This window comes from Pantoea sp. X-Soil-ISGK-421, assembly GCF_059730785.1.
Genome location: NZ_AP035979.1, coordinates 2,843,695 through 2,857,337, shown reverse-complemented (window position 1 = coordinate 2,857,337; position 13,643 = coordinate 2,843,695). Strand labels below are relative to the sequence as shown.

Sequence of the window (13,643 nt, the reverse complement as noted above, 5' to 3'; positions counted from 1 at the left end):
ATCTCTCAGGCAAGGAAAGGGAGGACATGATAAAAAATGTGATCGCGATCCGCCAGCGCTACTGCGATCTACAGGCCTTTCTCGTAGTCAGGATCAATTAAATCGATTTGATCGCCATAAATGGCGCCCCTACATGCCCCAGTCCGTAGGGTCGCCATTCATGGCGACCAGGCAAGCTCGGCAAAAAGAGGAAAGCTTGAGTGCTAAAAAGAGGATTAGCCAAACCGTGCGCCAATCGCTGGTTGTCGCTAACCCGGTTTGCTATGTTGCCGTTTAAAAAATCGGAGCTCAGCCATGCAATTACTCACCCCGCGTTTGTCCCTCAGTCGGCTTCAACCTGAAGACTGGCAGATTTTCAAAGCGGTGCATCAGGACGCCGCAACCATGACGTGGGTCAGTGAAATCCCGGATGAAAACGATATCCGCCAACGCTTTACCGAGCGTCTGGCGCCGTGGCAGGCGAGCAGCTTCCATATGCTGTGTCTGGTGGCGCGCATTCGGGAAACCAACGAACCGATTGGCCTGTTTGGCTGCAGCGCCGAATGGCATCCGTATCGGCAGGCCGAAGTGGGTTACATGCTGCGCGCGGCGTTTACCGGCTTGGGTTATGGCAGTGAAGCGCTCGAGGCGCTCTGCACGTTTTTGCTGCAGGCAGAATTTCACAAGCTGAAAGCGATGGTGATCGAGGGAAATTGGCCATCGCGCCGCATTCTGGAGAAAAATGGTTTCGCCCTTGAGGGCACACTACGGGATAATTATCTGCTAAAGGGCCAATGGGTAAGCGATTGGGTGTTTGGCCGCCTGAATCCAAATAATTAAAATTATTTTATTCCGCTCTCGACAATCTTGTTATCAGCGCGTTATGTTCTTGATGCGGTCACCACAGTGACCCACGTCGCTCGGACGGTCCGGGCGCTTACGTAAACCAGAGGACATCATGGCTGATAACAGCACACCCCGTCGTTTCTCGCGTATTGAACGCCTTCCCCCGTATGTTTTTAACATTACCGCTGAATTGAAGATGGCTGCGCGTCGACGCGGCGAAGACATCATCGATTTTTCGATGGGAAATCCGGATGGCCCCACACCGCCGCATATCGTTGAAAAACTCTGCCAGGTGGCGCAGCGCGAAGACACACACGGTTATTCAACTTCGAAAGGCATTCCCCGTTTGCGTCGCGCGATTTCGCGCTGGTACGCAGACCGTTATCAGGTAGAAATCGATCCCGAATCGGAAGCGATTGTCACCATCGGCTCCAAAGAGGGGTTGGCCCACTTAATGCTGGCCACGCTCGATCACGGCGACACCGTGCTGGTGCCCAATCCCAGCTATCCGATTCACATCTACGGCGCGGTGATTGCTGGTGCGCAGGTGCGTTCTGTACCGCTGGTGGCGGGCGTTGATTTTTTCAACGAGTTAGAGCGAGCGATTCGCGAAAGCTATCCAAAACCGAAAATGATGATTCTCGGCTTCCCGTCGAACCCGACGGCGCAATGCGTTGAGCTCGATTTCTTCGAACGCGTCATCGCGCTGGCCAAGCAGTACAATGTGCTGGTGATCCACGATCTCGCCTACGCCGACATCACGTACGATGGCTGGAAAGCACCGTCGATTATGCAGGTGCCGGGCGCGCGCGATGTGGCGGTGGAATTCTTTACCCTGTCGAAAAGCTACAACATGGCGGGCTGGCGCATCGGCTTTATGGTCGGCAACAAAGAGCTGGTGTCCGCGCTGGCGCGTATCAAGAGTTATCACGATTACGGCACGTTTACACCGTTGCAGGTGGCGGCGATTGCCGCGCTGGAAGGTGATCAACAGTGCGTGCGCGATATCGCTGAGCAGTACAAACGTCGCCGTGATGTGCTGGTGAAAGGCTTGCATGAGGCGGGTTGGATGGTTGATTTGCCGAAGGCGTCAATGTACGTCTGGGCGAAAATCCCCGATCACTATGCGCATCTTGGCTCGCTGGAGTTCGCCAAATTACTGATGCAGGAAGCCAAAGTGTGTGTATCGCCGGGCATTGGTTTTGGTGATTACGGGGATACCCATGTGCGTTTCGCGCTGATTGAAAACAGCGATCGTATTCGTCAGGCGGTACGCGGGATCAAAGCGATGTTCCGTGCCGATGGCATTTTGCCGGGAACAGTGAAAGCGCTGGAAGAAGAAGAGGAATAACCATTAAGTGGGGCGACTGACTGTCGCCCCGCCTGGCGGATCTACAGCATCAGTACAAAGGTACCGACCCAAAGCAACAGGAAGAAAGAAATTCCCATCAACGCGTATCTCACAAAACAACTCCTCTGAGCGGTTACCCGGCGGGCGATCCCAAACCCGCGTAACCCGAACAGAATAAGAGAAAGGTGGAGTTCATCACCGCTACACGCTTTCTTCTCAGGTCGCTCCAGGCAAGCCCAGAACAGGATCGAGCGCTAATTTACGCGGATTTGTCCCAAAAATAAATAGGTCGCTTCTGGGATATTGCTCACATTTTCAGCGGGTCTCAATTTCCGGTATTGCTGACATGCCCACGCGCAGTTTAGCCAGATCTGGCTGGTTGGTATCCAGCACAATTTTCACCGGTAAACGCTGCACCACTTTGGTGTAATTGCCGGTGGCGTTGTCAGGTGAAATGGCGGAAAAGGTTGCCCCAGTCGCTGGGGCAATGCTGTCTACGTGACCGCTAAACACCTTGCCCGGCAAAGCATCAACTCTCACGCTCACTTTCTGCCCTTGTTGCACATCCGCCAACTGCGTTTCCAGATAATTAGCGGTGATATAAGTTTGCTGCAGCGGCACCACCGCCAGCAAACGCGTCCCCGCGCTGACGTAGGCGCCGAGGCGCACGGAACGCTGACCGACCATGCCATCCACCGGTGCCACGATGCGCGTATAGGAAAGATTAAGCTGCGCCTGATCGACGCTGGCCTGCGCGGCAGCGACATCGGCGGCGGCCTGACGCACCGCAGCTTGCAGCACGCCCACTTGCTTGACGGCGGAAGCCAGTGCCGCTTCGCTCTGACGTACGGTGGCAGAAGCCGAACGCTGCGTCGAGTTGGCTTTTTGCTGATCGTCCGCCGCGATGGTGCCACTTTTATACAGCTGGTTGTAACGCGCGGCGCTCTGTCCGGCGTACTGCGCAGAAGCCTGGCTCGCTGCTAACGTGGCTTTCGCCTGATCGATAGTGGATTGCTGCTGTTCCAGCTGCGCCTGGCTGCTCAGGCGTTTCGCCTCGCTAACCTGCAGATTGGCCTGTGCGGTTTCAAGCGCCACACGGTAATCACGATCGTCGAGCGTGGCCAGCAATTCACCGGCCTTTACGCGTTGGTTATCCTGCACGTTGACGCTGGCGATGTAGCCGGAAACTTTCGGCGCGACCAAGGTGTAATCAGCATTCACATACGCATCGGTGGTGCGATGATCGTTGCTGGTCATTGATGACCAGACAAAAAAGGCCATCGCTAATAACACCAGTAATAAGGCGCTCAACAGCACCGTTCTTTTCAGAGCAAAAGCTTGCATATCAATTATCTCGACGTCGTCGTAACAGGTTGAATCAGAGTTTGTGGTGGCCAGACACGCTTCGGCAGCCAGGCGGTTAACAATAAAAGCAGGGCGGCGAAGGCAATCAGCATTTGGTAGCAATCACTCAGGCTCAGCACCATCGCCTGATGTTTTAGCAAGGTGGCGAAGCCGCTGAGGTTTTCCGCACTGCTGGCGCTGCCATCGGGCAGCAACGGCAAGCTGCTGCTGGATTGCGCGCTGTTCGGTGCGGTCATCAACCACGCACGACTGGCGGCGCTATCGACTAACACGTTGGAATGGAATTTCTCCCGGTGGCTGATAAACCATTCAACCAGCGTGCTGGCAGCGATGCTGGAAAAACCGCGTACGGTGTTGAACATCGCCGAGGCAAACGGGCCTTCCGGCGGCGCGACCACGCTGGTGGCGCTCATCAGCACCGGCAAAATCACCATCGGCTGACCGAACGCCTGCAGAATCTGAATTATCCAGAAATTCTGCCGCGCCCAATCGGTGGTGATATGCATACCCATCAAGCAGGACGTGACCAGCAGCGCCACACCCGCCGTTAACATCCAACGGCAATCTACCCAGCGAATATTTAGCAGCGCGGCGACAAAAGGCGCGATCAGCAACTGCGGCAAGCCAATAGTCAACGCCAGCGGGGCGAACTGCAGCGTGCGAAAACCTTGCACCTGTGCCAGATAGGCCGACGGCAGCGCCGAACCTGAGAGCGACAGAATCAGCACGCCCGCCAGCACCAGCAAACCATGCGCGAGATTGCGTCGTCCCAGCATCTGCAACTTGAACAGCGGCAGCGGGTGAAACCATTCATTAATAAAGAACACAGTCAGCAACGCCAGCGCGCTGAATAATAGGCCGCAGAATAACGATGATTCGAGCCAGTCAAGACGCTCGCCCTGCGTCAGCGCCAGAATCAGCAGCGCCATACCGGAACAGCCGGTTAGCATGCCGAACAGATCGATCTGCTTAAACCGTTCAAGGCGCAGCGGATCCTGCGGCAAACCCCAGCCGATCAGTAGCATGGCAATCAGCATGGTGGGCACCACTTGCCAGAAGACAAACAGCCAGCTGACCTCATCGGTCCAGAACGCCGCCAGCGAGGCGGCCATATTTGGACCAAAGGTCGCGGTCAGCGCATAACCGGCTAAACCGTATAATTTCATCGGTGGCGGTAGAAAGCGCAGCGCAACGGTCATCAGCATCGGTGGCAGCGCACCGCCAAACAATCCCTGCACCACGCGCAGAGCGATAAATAGCGTGGCATTGGGCATCAGCGGCAGCAGCAAGCCGCTCAGCATAAAACCGGCGGAGACGATGAGTGCAAAGCGGCGCAGGGAAAAGGTCACGGCGAACCATGGCGCGATCATCATTGCTGCTACTTCAGCGGCCTGATAAGCAGAGATGATCCAGCTACCTTGATCGTAACTGATACCGATGGCGGCGCGGATATCCGCTAACGCGATATCAGTGACGCGATCGTTTAATCCCGACGTAAGCGCGGCGATTAACACGCCAACCAGTCCTAGCGCGAGGCGCAGAGTAAACGGATGGGGTGCCGGGGCCGCAATGGGCTGGGCATTCATAGCAGGCTTCTCGTTATATTGTTGATGCAGTGTATTGCGATGTGATACAGATGGCATCTTACATATCGATATACTGTATTGCAATGTGATACAGGGTGTAAAAGTGCGATCATTCGCGCTAAAGTAGGGCAGGCCAAAAAGGAACGCATCATGGTTGAACTTCCCTCAAGCCGTGAGGATGAAAAAGCGGGTGGCATTCAAGTCATCGCGCGTGCGGCAAAAATTCTGAATGCGCTGGGTGAACATCCTGGCGGCATGAGTTTGGGTGAAATTGCCCAGGTGGTGGATCTGCCGCGTTCAACGGTCCAGCGCATCATTGCGGCGCTGGACAGTGCACAGCTGGTGCGCAGCAGCGGCGCGGGCGGTTTACGCCTTGGTCCGGCGCTGCTCAAACTGATCTCCAGCGTGCACAGCGACGTGGTGGAAATCGTGCGTCCTTATCTCGAACAGCTCTCCGGCGAAATCAATGAAACCGTATCGCTGGCGCGTGCCAGCGGGACGCAGTTGGCGATCGTGCATTATGTGGTGGCGTCGCGCGAACTGCGCGTGGTGCCGCGCATCGGATTGAATCTGCCGCTTTACAGCACGTCCGGTGGACGTGCTTTGCTGGCGCTGGAAAGCGATGACGATGTGCGCGTGATGGTGGGCGAAGCCTATAAAGAGTTGACCGAAATGACGGTGAAAACGCTGCCACAATTGCTGGAGCTGATAGCCGAAGTGCGCGCCAGCGGATTGGCGATTGATCGCGGTGAGACGCTGGAGGGCATTTCAACCATGGCGGTGGCCATCGATACGCTGTTTGGTCGCTTCTCCATCTCATTACTGGTGCCGACGGCGCGTTTTCATAAGCAGGAAGCGCACTATCGGGAGCAAATCATCAAGTGCAAAGATGCCTTGATTCGTGAAATTGGCAAAATGACCGCTGTGGAAGGATAACCAACTGATGAAAACCTTGCTGATGGCCATCGATAACTCACCGGTGGCGGAAAAAGTGATTGCGTTAACCATTGAACAGGCGCTGGCGCATAAGGCGGAGGTCACGGTGCTGTGCTGCGTTGATCCGGCATACTCTTCCTGCAATCAACCGATTGAGATTGATGCCGGGGAAGATCCAGATGATTTTGTCTTGGCGAAAGATGAGCAGAACACCGCTGAAATGGTGGTGCGTCATGCGCTGGCACCATTGCTACGCGCAGGCATAACGGCGAAGGGATTGATTCTGGCGGGTGAAGCGGCGGAAACTATCGTCGCACAATCTGCCAGTCTGAAAGCCAGTATGATCATCATGGGACGCCGTCATCTGTCACCGTTTAACCGCCTGTTAAAAGGTTCGGTCAGCGCGACAGTGATTGAACGCGCCAATTGCCCCGTTTTAATAGATGTACGTAAGGATTAACCCCGCTCGATGCTCTCGCTTTTTCCGATTACGCTAGCGGCGTTCGCGCTGCTGGCGATCATTATTATTCTGCTGGTGCGCACCACTTCATTACGACTGTGGCAAGGCGTGTTGCTGTTTCTGTTGCCGCTGATGCTGGCGAATATTCTGTGGTTCAGTTGGCTGCATCCGCGTCAGGAGCGTCAGGCGCTGGTGGAAGAGGTGACAACCCAGCTCAGCCTCGCGCCCGGCTATCGGCTGTTAAAAATTCAGGAGCCTGTGCTGTGGCAGTTGCTCAATCGCGAACTGCTGCATAAACGGCTGGAAGGCGTTCCCGCCGATCAGGCGCTGGGTGATATGCGTGGCTGGCTGATGGATTTTGTGAATAAACGGCTCACGCGCGCTCCGGATGCGGCAATTCTCAACTATGTGCGCGTATCGGTAGAGGAAATGCGGGCGTTGCAGCAGCAGGAACCGCAGCGCTGCTTCCGTTTCCTCTACCCGCAGGTGAATGGTGGCGTCAACCTGCAACAGGTATTGTCACCGGAATTGAATCAGCGCGATGCCGAGGCACTCGAAACGCTGCTGCAGCAGAGTACCGGTAACGAACTGCCGTTGGATCAAACTGCGGCGCAGCGCGATCTGCAAAGTGTGGTGGAAAAGCTGTATAGCAAGTGGGGCGATCGGCTGCAACAGCTGAATATGCCGGCAGACACCGCCGTTGATCGCAGCGCAATGTGCGCGATGTCAATTGACCTCTACAGCGGCATTCTCGCATTGCCTGATAAACAAGCAGCCAATCTTTTACGTAAGATGGTCAGCCTTACCGGGTAGCGGGCGAAAAAAAAGCCCGCTCAGCGCGGGCATGAAGGTCACTTATCGATCTATTTTCTTATTAACTCACCTGGTGTGGTGCAGACTTCGTTTTGTCTGGAGGCATCATCGCACCGCAGATTTGATAAGGGAAACCGTTTGGTTTTATCGATTTAATTGGTAAAAGCTTTTCAATATGCAGACATTTCGCGCTTCATTCCTATAGATAAGCGCGGCATTGCATTTTAGACTGCAATGCTTGAGAGGAAACACTAATGAATAAAATGCTTATTAGCGCATTGGCGCTATTTATGCTGGCGGGTTGTAGCGTCAGTAAACCGGGGGGATTTGAGCGCGTTGATGAAGATACCCGCTCAAATACCGTGCAGTATCGTTACGATCCGCAAACGTTGAATAAAGACGCCATGGAGATCGACCTTGCGAATTATTGCAGTCAGCGTGGATTTGATAAGGTGGAATCGCTGCCGTCGCAAAACAGCAATTTGCCTGGATTAAAAAAAGCCTGGTACCAATGTAATTACGCAGTTAAAAGCTAAAAAAATAGGGCGGGATAAATTCCCGCCCTTGTTACTTTCTTATTATTTGCTGTGTGTGCTTTGCCCAACTATCTGCGGTGTCCATAACCGCCATGCCCATGATGCCAGCCTCCGCCACCATGATGGCCCCAACCCGGGCCGCCGCCTCCACGATGGTGATCGATAATACAGCCACTCAACATCGTCATAATGGCTACAACCGATGCAACCTTAATAAGCTTCTTCATGGAGAGTCCTCCTCTGTTCCAATGACGCCAGATTACAGGGGAATAGTGGAGTGAAGATGCAGGAAATGTAGAGTTATTGCAGAATGTATTACGGAGTATGTCAATTAAATGCTAAAAAAGGCGGGGAGTAAAATATGCCAATCAGAATAAGCTGAATGCCTGACTATATTAACGCGATTACTCTGAAAGGCAAGGCTTAATAATAGCGGTTCTCAATTAAAAGCGTAATGTGAATAAAGTATGGAGAAAAGGGATGCCGCGCATTAATGCGGCATCCACGTTGCTTTAATTATGCAATAAAGGTTCAGCCACGTTTTGGCGATGTGGCAGACGGATGCTCAGTGATAGCACCAGTGAAATCACCAGCAAGGTCATAATCAGGCTGAACGTCACAGTGAAGCCGCCAAAAGTAGACGCGACCAGCGAACCCAGCACGCTGCCGATGCCGAAACCGAGGTAAATCAGGCCATAGTTTTTGGTCAGATTGTTCAGGCCGAAGAAATCGCTGACCAGCGACGGGAACACGGTGATGGTGCCACCAAAGCTGAATGCGACGCAGGCTAAGGAGAGGAAGAAGCTTGCTTCGTTCATGTGAGTAAACAGCAAAATGCTCATCCCCACTAGCGATACAATTTGCGCCAGCGTGATGACGCGGATACGCGCCATTTTATCAGACAGCACGCCAAGAATAAGGCGGCCGCTGAGGTTGGCAATCGCAATCACCGTCACCGCATTGGCTGCTGTCTGCGCGCTAAGATGAACCATGCCTTCGCCAATATCCTTCGCCACGCCAATCACGTACAGGCCGCTCATGCAGGCAGTAAGGAACATCAGCGCCAGCATCCAGTACTGCGGTAAACGCACCGATTGTGCCAGCGTGTAATCTTTCGCCTCACGTTGCGCATTGCCGCCGCTCTTTTGTATCGGGGCATCACGCATCAGCAAAGCGCCCACGATGATCATGCTCATCGCCAATACGCCCCAGATCATGAAGGTGTTCTCCAGACCTTGTGCGCTGAGCAGGGCGCCGCAAATAAATTTGAAGCCGAGGCTACCTAAACCGTAAGCGCCGATGGAGCAGGCCGAAATTAGTCCTTTACGCTCCGGGAACCACTTCATGCAGTTAGAGAGCGTCATCAGATAACCGGCACCATCGGCCAGACCCACCAGAATCCCCGCGCTGAGGTACAGCATCATCAGATTGTCGGCATGGGCGGTCAGCCAGAAACCTACCGCCATCAGAATGCCCGCGCCGATGGTGACGTTGCGCACACCAAAGCGCTCCTGCAATTTCCCGGCAAGCGATGATGCGATTGCCAGTCCAAGACTAAGTAAACCGAACGAGAAAGCCACTTCACTGATGGGCGCATCCAGCTTGTTCGCCAGCGGGCCGTTAAACAGGCTCCAGGTATAAACCGAGCCTAGAGCAAACTGCGTGATGATGGTGCCAATAAGGGTAAGTATGCGGGTACGTTGGTCATTCGCCGTGGCTACTGTTTTCATTTTTATCTCTCACTCGAGAAAGCGGAATCTGTGGAGATAATAAGTGGCTCTCGCGCGTGCGGGGGAAGCGAGGGCGTGAATCGACGGGACAACGGAATGAAATGCAGCGAACTGGGCATGAATGACATTGTGATGACAGCGAGTGATGTCATTTTAACCCTGGCGGTTGCTATGGGTAACCATGTGTAACCACTTGTATCGATCGCGCCTTATTGCCTGCAAAGTTGGGGATGTTTGCCAGGCTTATAATTCATTCAAGAGGAGGAAATATGAAAGACCGAGCATATGAATCCGCGTCAAGCGAGGATGAGGTTTGCTGCATTATCGGTCAGGCGGTGATCGAGTTAAGCGATGAGCATCAACCAGTGAACAAATCCACGTTGTCGCTGAAATTACTGGCAATGGCCGACCGCGACAAAGATGATGAACGCGTCCTGCTTTACTGGATTGCCAGAAAAGCCATAACTAAACCTCACCAGCTCAATATCGGCGTTCAGGGCTGGCGCTAGAGGAGCAAAAGAGCGGGCGCAATGCCCGCTCTGGTTATTTAGGCCGTACGCAAATGGCCCATTGTCGGCCAGCGGACAAACATCACCATATTTCCCGTCAGAATCATCACCAAACCCACAATCGCATTACTGTGCCACTGATAACCTTCGTAAAGCGTGGAGAGCGTAAGTGCCACCAACGGAAACAGCAAAGTACTGTAAGCGGCCTGACTGGCACCAATACGTCCCACCAGCGTGAAATAGGCACCAAATCCCACTACCGAACCCAATATCGCCAGGTAGCTCATGGCGCCTAACCACTGAATATTCAGGGCTGGCGCGAGTGCATCGCCATTAAGCAAGGCCAGTGCGGCCATCACCAATGCGCCATACAGCATGGCGTAGCTGTTCGTGGTCAATACATCACGCTGACGACGCTGGTGGCGCAGTGAAATCATATTGCCAAAGGAGAAGCCTAAGGTGCCGAGCGCGCTCAGGCCAACGCCCCACAACAATTGCGGCGCAGGATGCGCAGCCTGAATATCGTTCCAGAACAGCGCGACAATGCCGCCAAGGCCAAGTATGGCGGCCGGTAACAGGCGAAACGATGGACGCTGACGGAAGAAAATCCAGCTGTTAAGCGCGTTATAAAGCACGGCCATCGAGAAAATCACCGACTCCAGCCCGCTGCTAATCCACGCGGCAGCATGATAGAAGCAGACAAAGTTGAAACCAAACACGCAGCAGCCCTGCAGCAGGCAAAACAGATGATCGCGCTTATCCAGCGCTCGCAGCCTGCGCAGCAGTCTAAGGATGACAAGCATCACCAGTGATGCCAGTAAGAAACGCCAGAAAACCGCCACCAAAACTGGCGTATCAGCCGCTTCCTGCTGCAGGAAAATGGCGATCCAGGTGGTGCCCCAAATCATTACTACGGCAAGGTATAACATCACATTCATAACGCGCTCTCCGACACAATCTGGCTCGCAGTGTGGCGTGAATAGCCATGCGCCGCTTGCACGCTTTTGCGCGGCAATTGCAAAATCTTGCGCTTTTTCCTTTTGCGTCCCGCTGTGACCTGTTTTCTGTCCGCTGAGATCCGTACACTGAGCACTAATGAATTTCGAGTGATATGAATCATGGCCGATTACCAGACTTTCAACATGCTACAGCGCCACAAAGCGCAACTGCGCGACAGCGTGCAGTTGTCGAGCGGCATTAAACTGGCGGCCTGGTTTAACAGCGGCGATCGCGTCACCAACCTCAGCAATCACCACACGTTGAGCCTATATACCGCCGACGGCTATGAAACCTGGCATAAAACCCCGCATGGCTGGCGCAACGGCGGCGGCCCGGATCGTTTTTGCCTGATGCCCAGCGGCGTAGAGTCGGTGTGGGATATTCGTGCTGATTTATGGTTTGTGCATCTTTATTGCACCGATGAACATCTGCGCCATCTGGGCGAACAGATCTGGGATCGCAGTCCATCGCGGCTCAATCTGCATGAAAAGATCTTTTCTGCGGATGACCGCATTACGCAACTCTATCGCCACTTCTTGCTAAGTAGCGACTGGCAACAGCCGGCGAACCAATTGATGCTTAGCAGTGCGTCAACATTACTGGTGACGCATCTGTTGCAACGCTACAGTGATGTGCAATGGCACGCGCCGCAGGTGCGTGGCGGTCTGGCACCCGCCGTGTTGCGGCGCGTAATGGCGTATATTGATGCGCAGCTCGATCAACCGTTAACGCTGGCGCAACTGGCAGCCGAAGCGGCGCTGAGCGAATACCATTTTGCACGCATGTTCCGTAGCAGTGTGGGCGAGGCACCGCATCAATATGTGATGCGCCGCCGCATGGATGCTGCGCTGCAGTTGCTGAAATTCAGCCGTTTGCCGCTCACCGAAATCGCACTGCGCTGCGGTTTTCACTCTTCCAGCCACTTCAGTAACCGCTTCCGTCAACTGCATGGTGTAACGCCCTCAGCATGGCGACAAGATCAGGGCTAATGACGATCTCACTCGTAAGCGTTGTAATTGTCCGCAACAACCCGTCTTTTTTTCTGAACCCATCTCCCAATTATGCATTTTCAAACGTTGTGACGCCTGTTTTTTATTCGTTTTAGCGTAGGATGCTTTGCAGGAAATTGAAGGTATCACATTGATTAAAATGATAAGTTACACGAGGGCGTAATAATGGAAAAGCGCGTTTCTAAGCTGGAAGCGGATATCCTCAAAATCAAAACAGACATGGCTTTAATGAAGACGGACATTGCGTTTATCAAATCCAATTACGTCACCAAAAGCGATCTTTACCAGGAGATCGGCAAAGTGCATCAGGATATAGGCAAAATTCATCAGGAATTGAGCAAACAGACGAAATGGATAGTTGCTGGCATGATGAGTACTGCAGGCGTGACGCTGGGTCTGGCGAGGTGGCTGTTTTAAGCGGCAAAAGAGTAAAATCTGGTGTCCCCTGCAGGAATCGAACCTGCAACTAGCCCTTAGGAGGGGCTCGTTATATCCATTTAACTAAGGAGACGCCGGGCGCGCAGTATAGCGCACTGCGCGCCTGATTTTAACTATGCAGCGGTTGTTTGCTCAATCTATCAGCAATTTAAGACCAACCTCAGCGCTGTTTTTGATTCAGCTTCTCTTTCCGCTTCTGCTCGGCCCGCGCTTTGGCTTTCGCCGCTTCACTCATATCATTACGGATCTGAGCATGGCTAATCAGGGCGAAAATCAGCGTACCGCCTGTGATGTTGCCCAGCAGCGTAGGCAGAGCAAATGGCCAGAAGAATTCGTACCACGGCAGCGTACCCGCAAACACCAGATACAGCACTTCGACCGAACCGACCACGATATGTGCCAAATCGCCCAACGCCACCAGCCAGGTCATCATCACAATCACCACGATTTTCGCCGCGCCCGCATACGGGAACATCCATACCATGGTGGCGATAATCCAGCCGGAGATCACGGCATTAGCGAACATTTCACTCGGTGGGTTCACCATCACTTTTTCACTGATGGCGGTAAACGCCTGACGCGTAGCATCGTCGAAAATCGGCATATGATTGAAGGCTAATGCGCCTAGCGCAGTCCCAATCAAATTGCCGAGCAGCACCACACACCATAAACGTAACAGCAGCGCAAAGTTGCTGGCGGTGGGTTTGTGCATCACTGGTAAAACGGCGGTGACGGTGTTTTCAGTAAACAATTGCTGGCGCGCCATAATCACAATGACAAAGCCAAACGTATAACCCAAATTCTCCAGTAAAAACGCCCCCGGCACGCCTTTCAGATGGACCTGAAAAATGCCTTTCGCCATGAGCGATGCGCTCATCGACAGTCCGGCGGCAACCGCTGACCAAAGCAGCGCCATACCGTCGCGCTCTAACTCCTTTTCTCCGTCGTGACGAATCTCCTCGTGAATCGCCGCAGCCTGCGAGGGCAGGGCGTCTTCATCAACTTCGATCTCCTTGCCCTGATCCTTCTCATCACTCTCTACATCGTTGTCACTCTTTGAAATCGATGGTGATTGTTTCATGTTT

General features: G+C 53.6%; 15 protein-coding genes and 1 tRNA gene. 9 read left to right on the top strand and 7 right to left on the bottom strand.

From position 1 onward, the window contains the following. The first annotated feature begins 294 nt into the window (after positions 1-294). Both AC6I8K_RS13280 and alaC read left to right on the top strand, forming a co-directional pair. The gene (locus AC6I8K_RS13280) at positions 295-819 is read left to right on the top strand and encodes a GNAT family N-acetyltransferase (protein WP_064739456.1); all 525 of its coding nucleotides are present in this window, start codon (positions 295-297) and stop codon (positions 817-819) included. 118 nt (positions 820-937) lie between these two features. Then, complete coding sequence (gene alaC, locus AC6I8K_RS13275; protein ID WP_064739455.1) at positions 938-2,176, top strand: alanine transaminase; 1,239 nt, start codon at positions 938-940, stop codon at positions 2,174-2,176. A gap of 41 nt (positions 2,177-2,217) precedes the next feature. On the opposite strand, the gene ypdK is transcribed toward alaC, so the two are convergent. The 3 genes from ypdK to AC6I8K_RS13260 form a co-directional block, all read right to left on the bottom strand. Further along, positions 2,218-2,289 carry a membrane protein YpdK gene (gene ypdK / locus AC6I8K_RS13270; protein WP_099686956.1) on the bottom strand — a complete coding sequence of 24 codons (72 nt, stop codon included), beginning with the start codon at positions 2,287-2,289 and terminating at the stop codon, positions 2,218-2,220. Between the two features lie 202 nt (positions 2,290-2,491). Beyond that, complete coding sequence (locus AC6I8K_RS13265) at positions 2,492-3,520, bottom strand: HlyD family secretion protein (protein ID WP_064739454.1); 1,029 nt, start codon at positions 3,518-3,520, stop codon at positions 2,492-2,494. A gap of 5 nt (positions 3,521-3,525) precedes the next feature. Then, entirely contained in the window at positions 3,526-5,127 is a 1,602-nt protein-coding gene (locus AC6I8K_RS13260) for an MFS transporter (protein ID WP_497826875.1), read from the bottom strand. A gap of 150 nt (positions 5,128-5,277) precedes the next feature. Here AC6I8K_RS13260 and AC6I8K_RS13255 point away from each other — a divergent pair, with 150 nt between their 5' ends. The 4 genes from AC6I8K_RS13255 (at position 5,278) to AC6I8K_RS13240 (ending at position 7,872) form a co-directional block, all read left to right on the top strand. Next, positions 5,278-6,063 (top strand): IclR family transcriptional regulator, encoded by a 786-nt coding sequence (locus AC6I8K_RS13255; RefSeq protein WP_483817829.1) that lies wholly within the window; start codon positions 5,278-5,280, stop codon positions 6,061-6,063. Between the two features lie 7 nt (positions 6,064-6,070). Continuing rightward, on the top strand, positions 6,071-6,523 hold the full coding sequence (locus AC6I8K_RS13250; protein ID WP_064739451.1) for a universal stress protein: 453 nt from the start codon (positions 6,071-6,073) through the stop codon (positions 6,521-6,523). A 9-nt stretch (positions 6,524-6,532) separates the two neighbouring features. Next, positions 6,533-7,336 (top strand): hypothetical protein, encoded by an 804-nt coding sequence (locus AC6I8K_RS13245; RefSeq protein ID WP_064739450.1) that lies wholly within the window; start codon positions 6,533-6,535, stop codon positions 7,334-7,336. Positions 7,337-7,590: 254 nt separating this feature from the next. Next, positions 7,591-7,872: a membrane lipoprotein lipid attachment site-containing protein gene (locus tag AC6I8K_RS13240; protein WP_064739449.1), complete on the top strand. Its 282-nt coding sequence runs from the start codon at positions 7,591-7,593 to the stop codon at positions 7,870-7,872. Between the two features lie 512 nt (positions 7,873-8,384). Here AC6I8K_RS13240 and AC6I8K_RS13235 read toward each other — a convergent pair. Beyond that, on the bottom strand, positions 8,385-9,602 hold the full coding sequence (locus AC6I8K_RS13235; RefSeq protein WP_497826874.1) for an L-lactate MFS transporter: 1,218 nt from the start codon (positions 9,600-9,602) through the stop codon (positions 8,385-8,387). Between the two features lie 269 nt (positions 9,603-9,871). On the opposite strand from AC6I8K_RS13235, the gene AC6I8K_RS13230 reads away from it, so the two are divergent. Beyond that, positions 9,872-10,111, top strand: coding sequence for a hypothetical protein (locus AC6I8K_RS13230; RefSeq protein WP_007889156.1), 240 nt, complete (start codon positions 9,872-9,874; stop codon positions 10,109-10,111). A 38-nt stretch (positions 10,112-10,149) separates the two neighbouring features. On the opposite strand, the gene AC6I8K_RS13225 is transcribed toward AC6I8K_RS13230, so the two are convergent. Next, positions 10,150-11,049, bottom strand: coding sequence for a DMT family transporter (locus AC6I8K_RS13225; RefSeq protein WP_483817826.1), 900 nt, complete (start codon positions 11,047-11,049; stop codon positions 10,150-10,152). A 180-nt stretch (positions 11,050-11,229) separates the two neighbouring features. Between AC6I8K_RS13225 and AC6I8K_RS13220 the strand changes: the two genes are divergently transcribed. Together AC6I8K_RS13220 and AC6I8K_RS13215 are read left to right on the top strand one after the other, a co-directional pair. After that, positions 11,230-12,099 (top strand): helix-turn-helix domain-containing protein, encoded by an 870-nt coding sequence (locus tag AC6I8K_RS13220; protein ID WP_064739446.1) that lies wholly within the window; start codon positions 11,230-11,232, stop codon positions 12,097-12,099. A 186-nt stretch (positions 12,100-12,285) separates the two neighbouring features. Further along, positions 12,286-12,537, top strand: a complete 252-nt coding sequence (locus tag AC6I8K_RS13215; protein WP_483817825.1) for a hypothetical protein — start codon at positions 12,286-12,288, stop codon at positions 12,535-12,537. A 19-nt stretch (positions 12,538-12,556) separates the two neighbouring features. Here AC6I8K_RS13215 and AC6I8K_RS13210 read toward each other — a convergent pair. Together AC6I8K_RS13210 and AC6I8K_RS13205 are read right to left on the bottom strand one after the other, a co-directional pair. Next, positions 12,557-12,631: transfer RNA gene (locus AC6I8K_RS13210), tRNA-Arg, on the bottom strand. A gap of 87 nt (positions 12,632-12,718) precedes the next feature. Next, a complete protein-coding gene (locus tag AC6I8K_RS13205) occupies positions 12,719-13,639 on the bottom strand; it encodes a formate/nitrite transporter family protein (RefSeq protein ID WP_497826873.1) in 921 nt (306 codons plus the stop codon). Between the last annotated feature and the right edge of the window lie 4 nt (positions 13,640-13,643).

What these genes read in the sequence shown, in the direction of transcription:
- AC6I8K_RS13255 (WP_483817829.1), top strand. Translation starts at nt 5,278, where the DNA reads ATGGTTGAACTTCCCTCAAGCCGTGAGGATGAAAAAGCGGGTGGCATT.
- AC6I8K_RS13205 (WP_497826873.1), bottom strand. Translation starts at nt 13,639, where the DNA reads ATGAAACAATCACCATCGATTTCAAAGAGTGACAACGATGTAGAGAGT.
- AC6I8K_RS13260 (WP_497826875.1), bottom strand. Translation starts at nt 5,127, where the DNA reads ATGAATGCCCAGCCCATTGCGGCCCCGGCACCCCATCCGTTTACTCTG.
- AC6I8K_RS13230 (WP_007889156.1), top strand. Translation starts at nt 9,872, where the DNA reads ATGAAAGACCGAGCATATGAATCCGCGTCAAGCGAGGATGAGGTTTGC.
- AC6I8K_RS13215 (WP_483817825.1), top strand. Translation starts at nt 12,286, where the DNA reads ATGGAAAAGCGCGTTTCTAAGCTGGAAGCGGATATCCTCAAAATCAAA.
- AC6I8K_RS13225 (WP_483817826.1), bottom strand. Translation starts at nt 11,049, where the DNA reads ATGAATGTGATGTTATACCTTGCCGTAGTAATGATTTGGGGCACCACC.
- AC6I8K_RS13250 (WP_064739451.1), top strand. Translation starts at nt 6,071, where the DNA reads ATGAAAACCTTGCTGATGGCCATCGATAACTCACCGGTGGCGGAAAAA.
- AC6I8K_RS13235 (WP_497826874.1), bottom strand. Translation starts at nt 9,602, where the DNA reads ATGAAAACAGTAGCCACGGCGAATGACCAACGTACCCGCATACTTACC.
- AC6I8K_RS13220 (WP_064739446.1), top strand. Translation starts at nt 11,230, where the DNA reads ATGGCCGATTACCAGACTTTCAACATGCTACAGCGCCACAAAGCGCAA.
- alaC (WP_064739455.1), top strand. Translation starts at nt 938, where the DNA reads ATGGCTGATAACAGCACACCCCGTCGTTTCTCGCGTATTGAACGCCTT.
- AC6I8K_RS13280 (WP_064739456.1), top strand. Translation starts at nt 295, where the DNA reads ATGCAATTACTCACCCCGCGTTTGTCCCTCAGTCGGCTTCAACCTGAA.
- AC6I8K_RS13240 (WP_064739449.1), top strand. Translation starts at nt 7,591, where the DNA reads ATGAATAAAATGCTTATTAGCGCATTGGCGCTATTTATGCTGGCGGGT.
- AC6I8K_RS13245 (WP_064739450.1), top strand. Translation starts at nt 6,533, where the DNA reads ATGCTCTCGCTTTTTCCGATTACGCTAGCGGCGTTCGCGCTGCTGGCG.
- AC6I8K_RS13265 (WP_064739454.1), bottom strand. Translation starts at nt 3,520, where the DNA reads ATGCAAGCTTTTGCTCTGAAAAGAACGGTGCTGTTGAGCGCCTTATTA.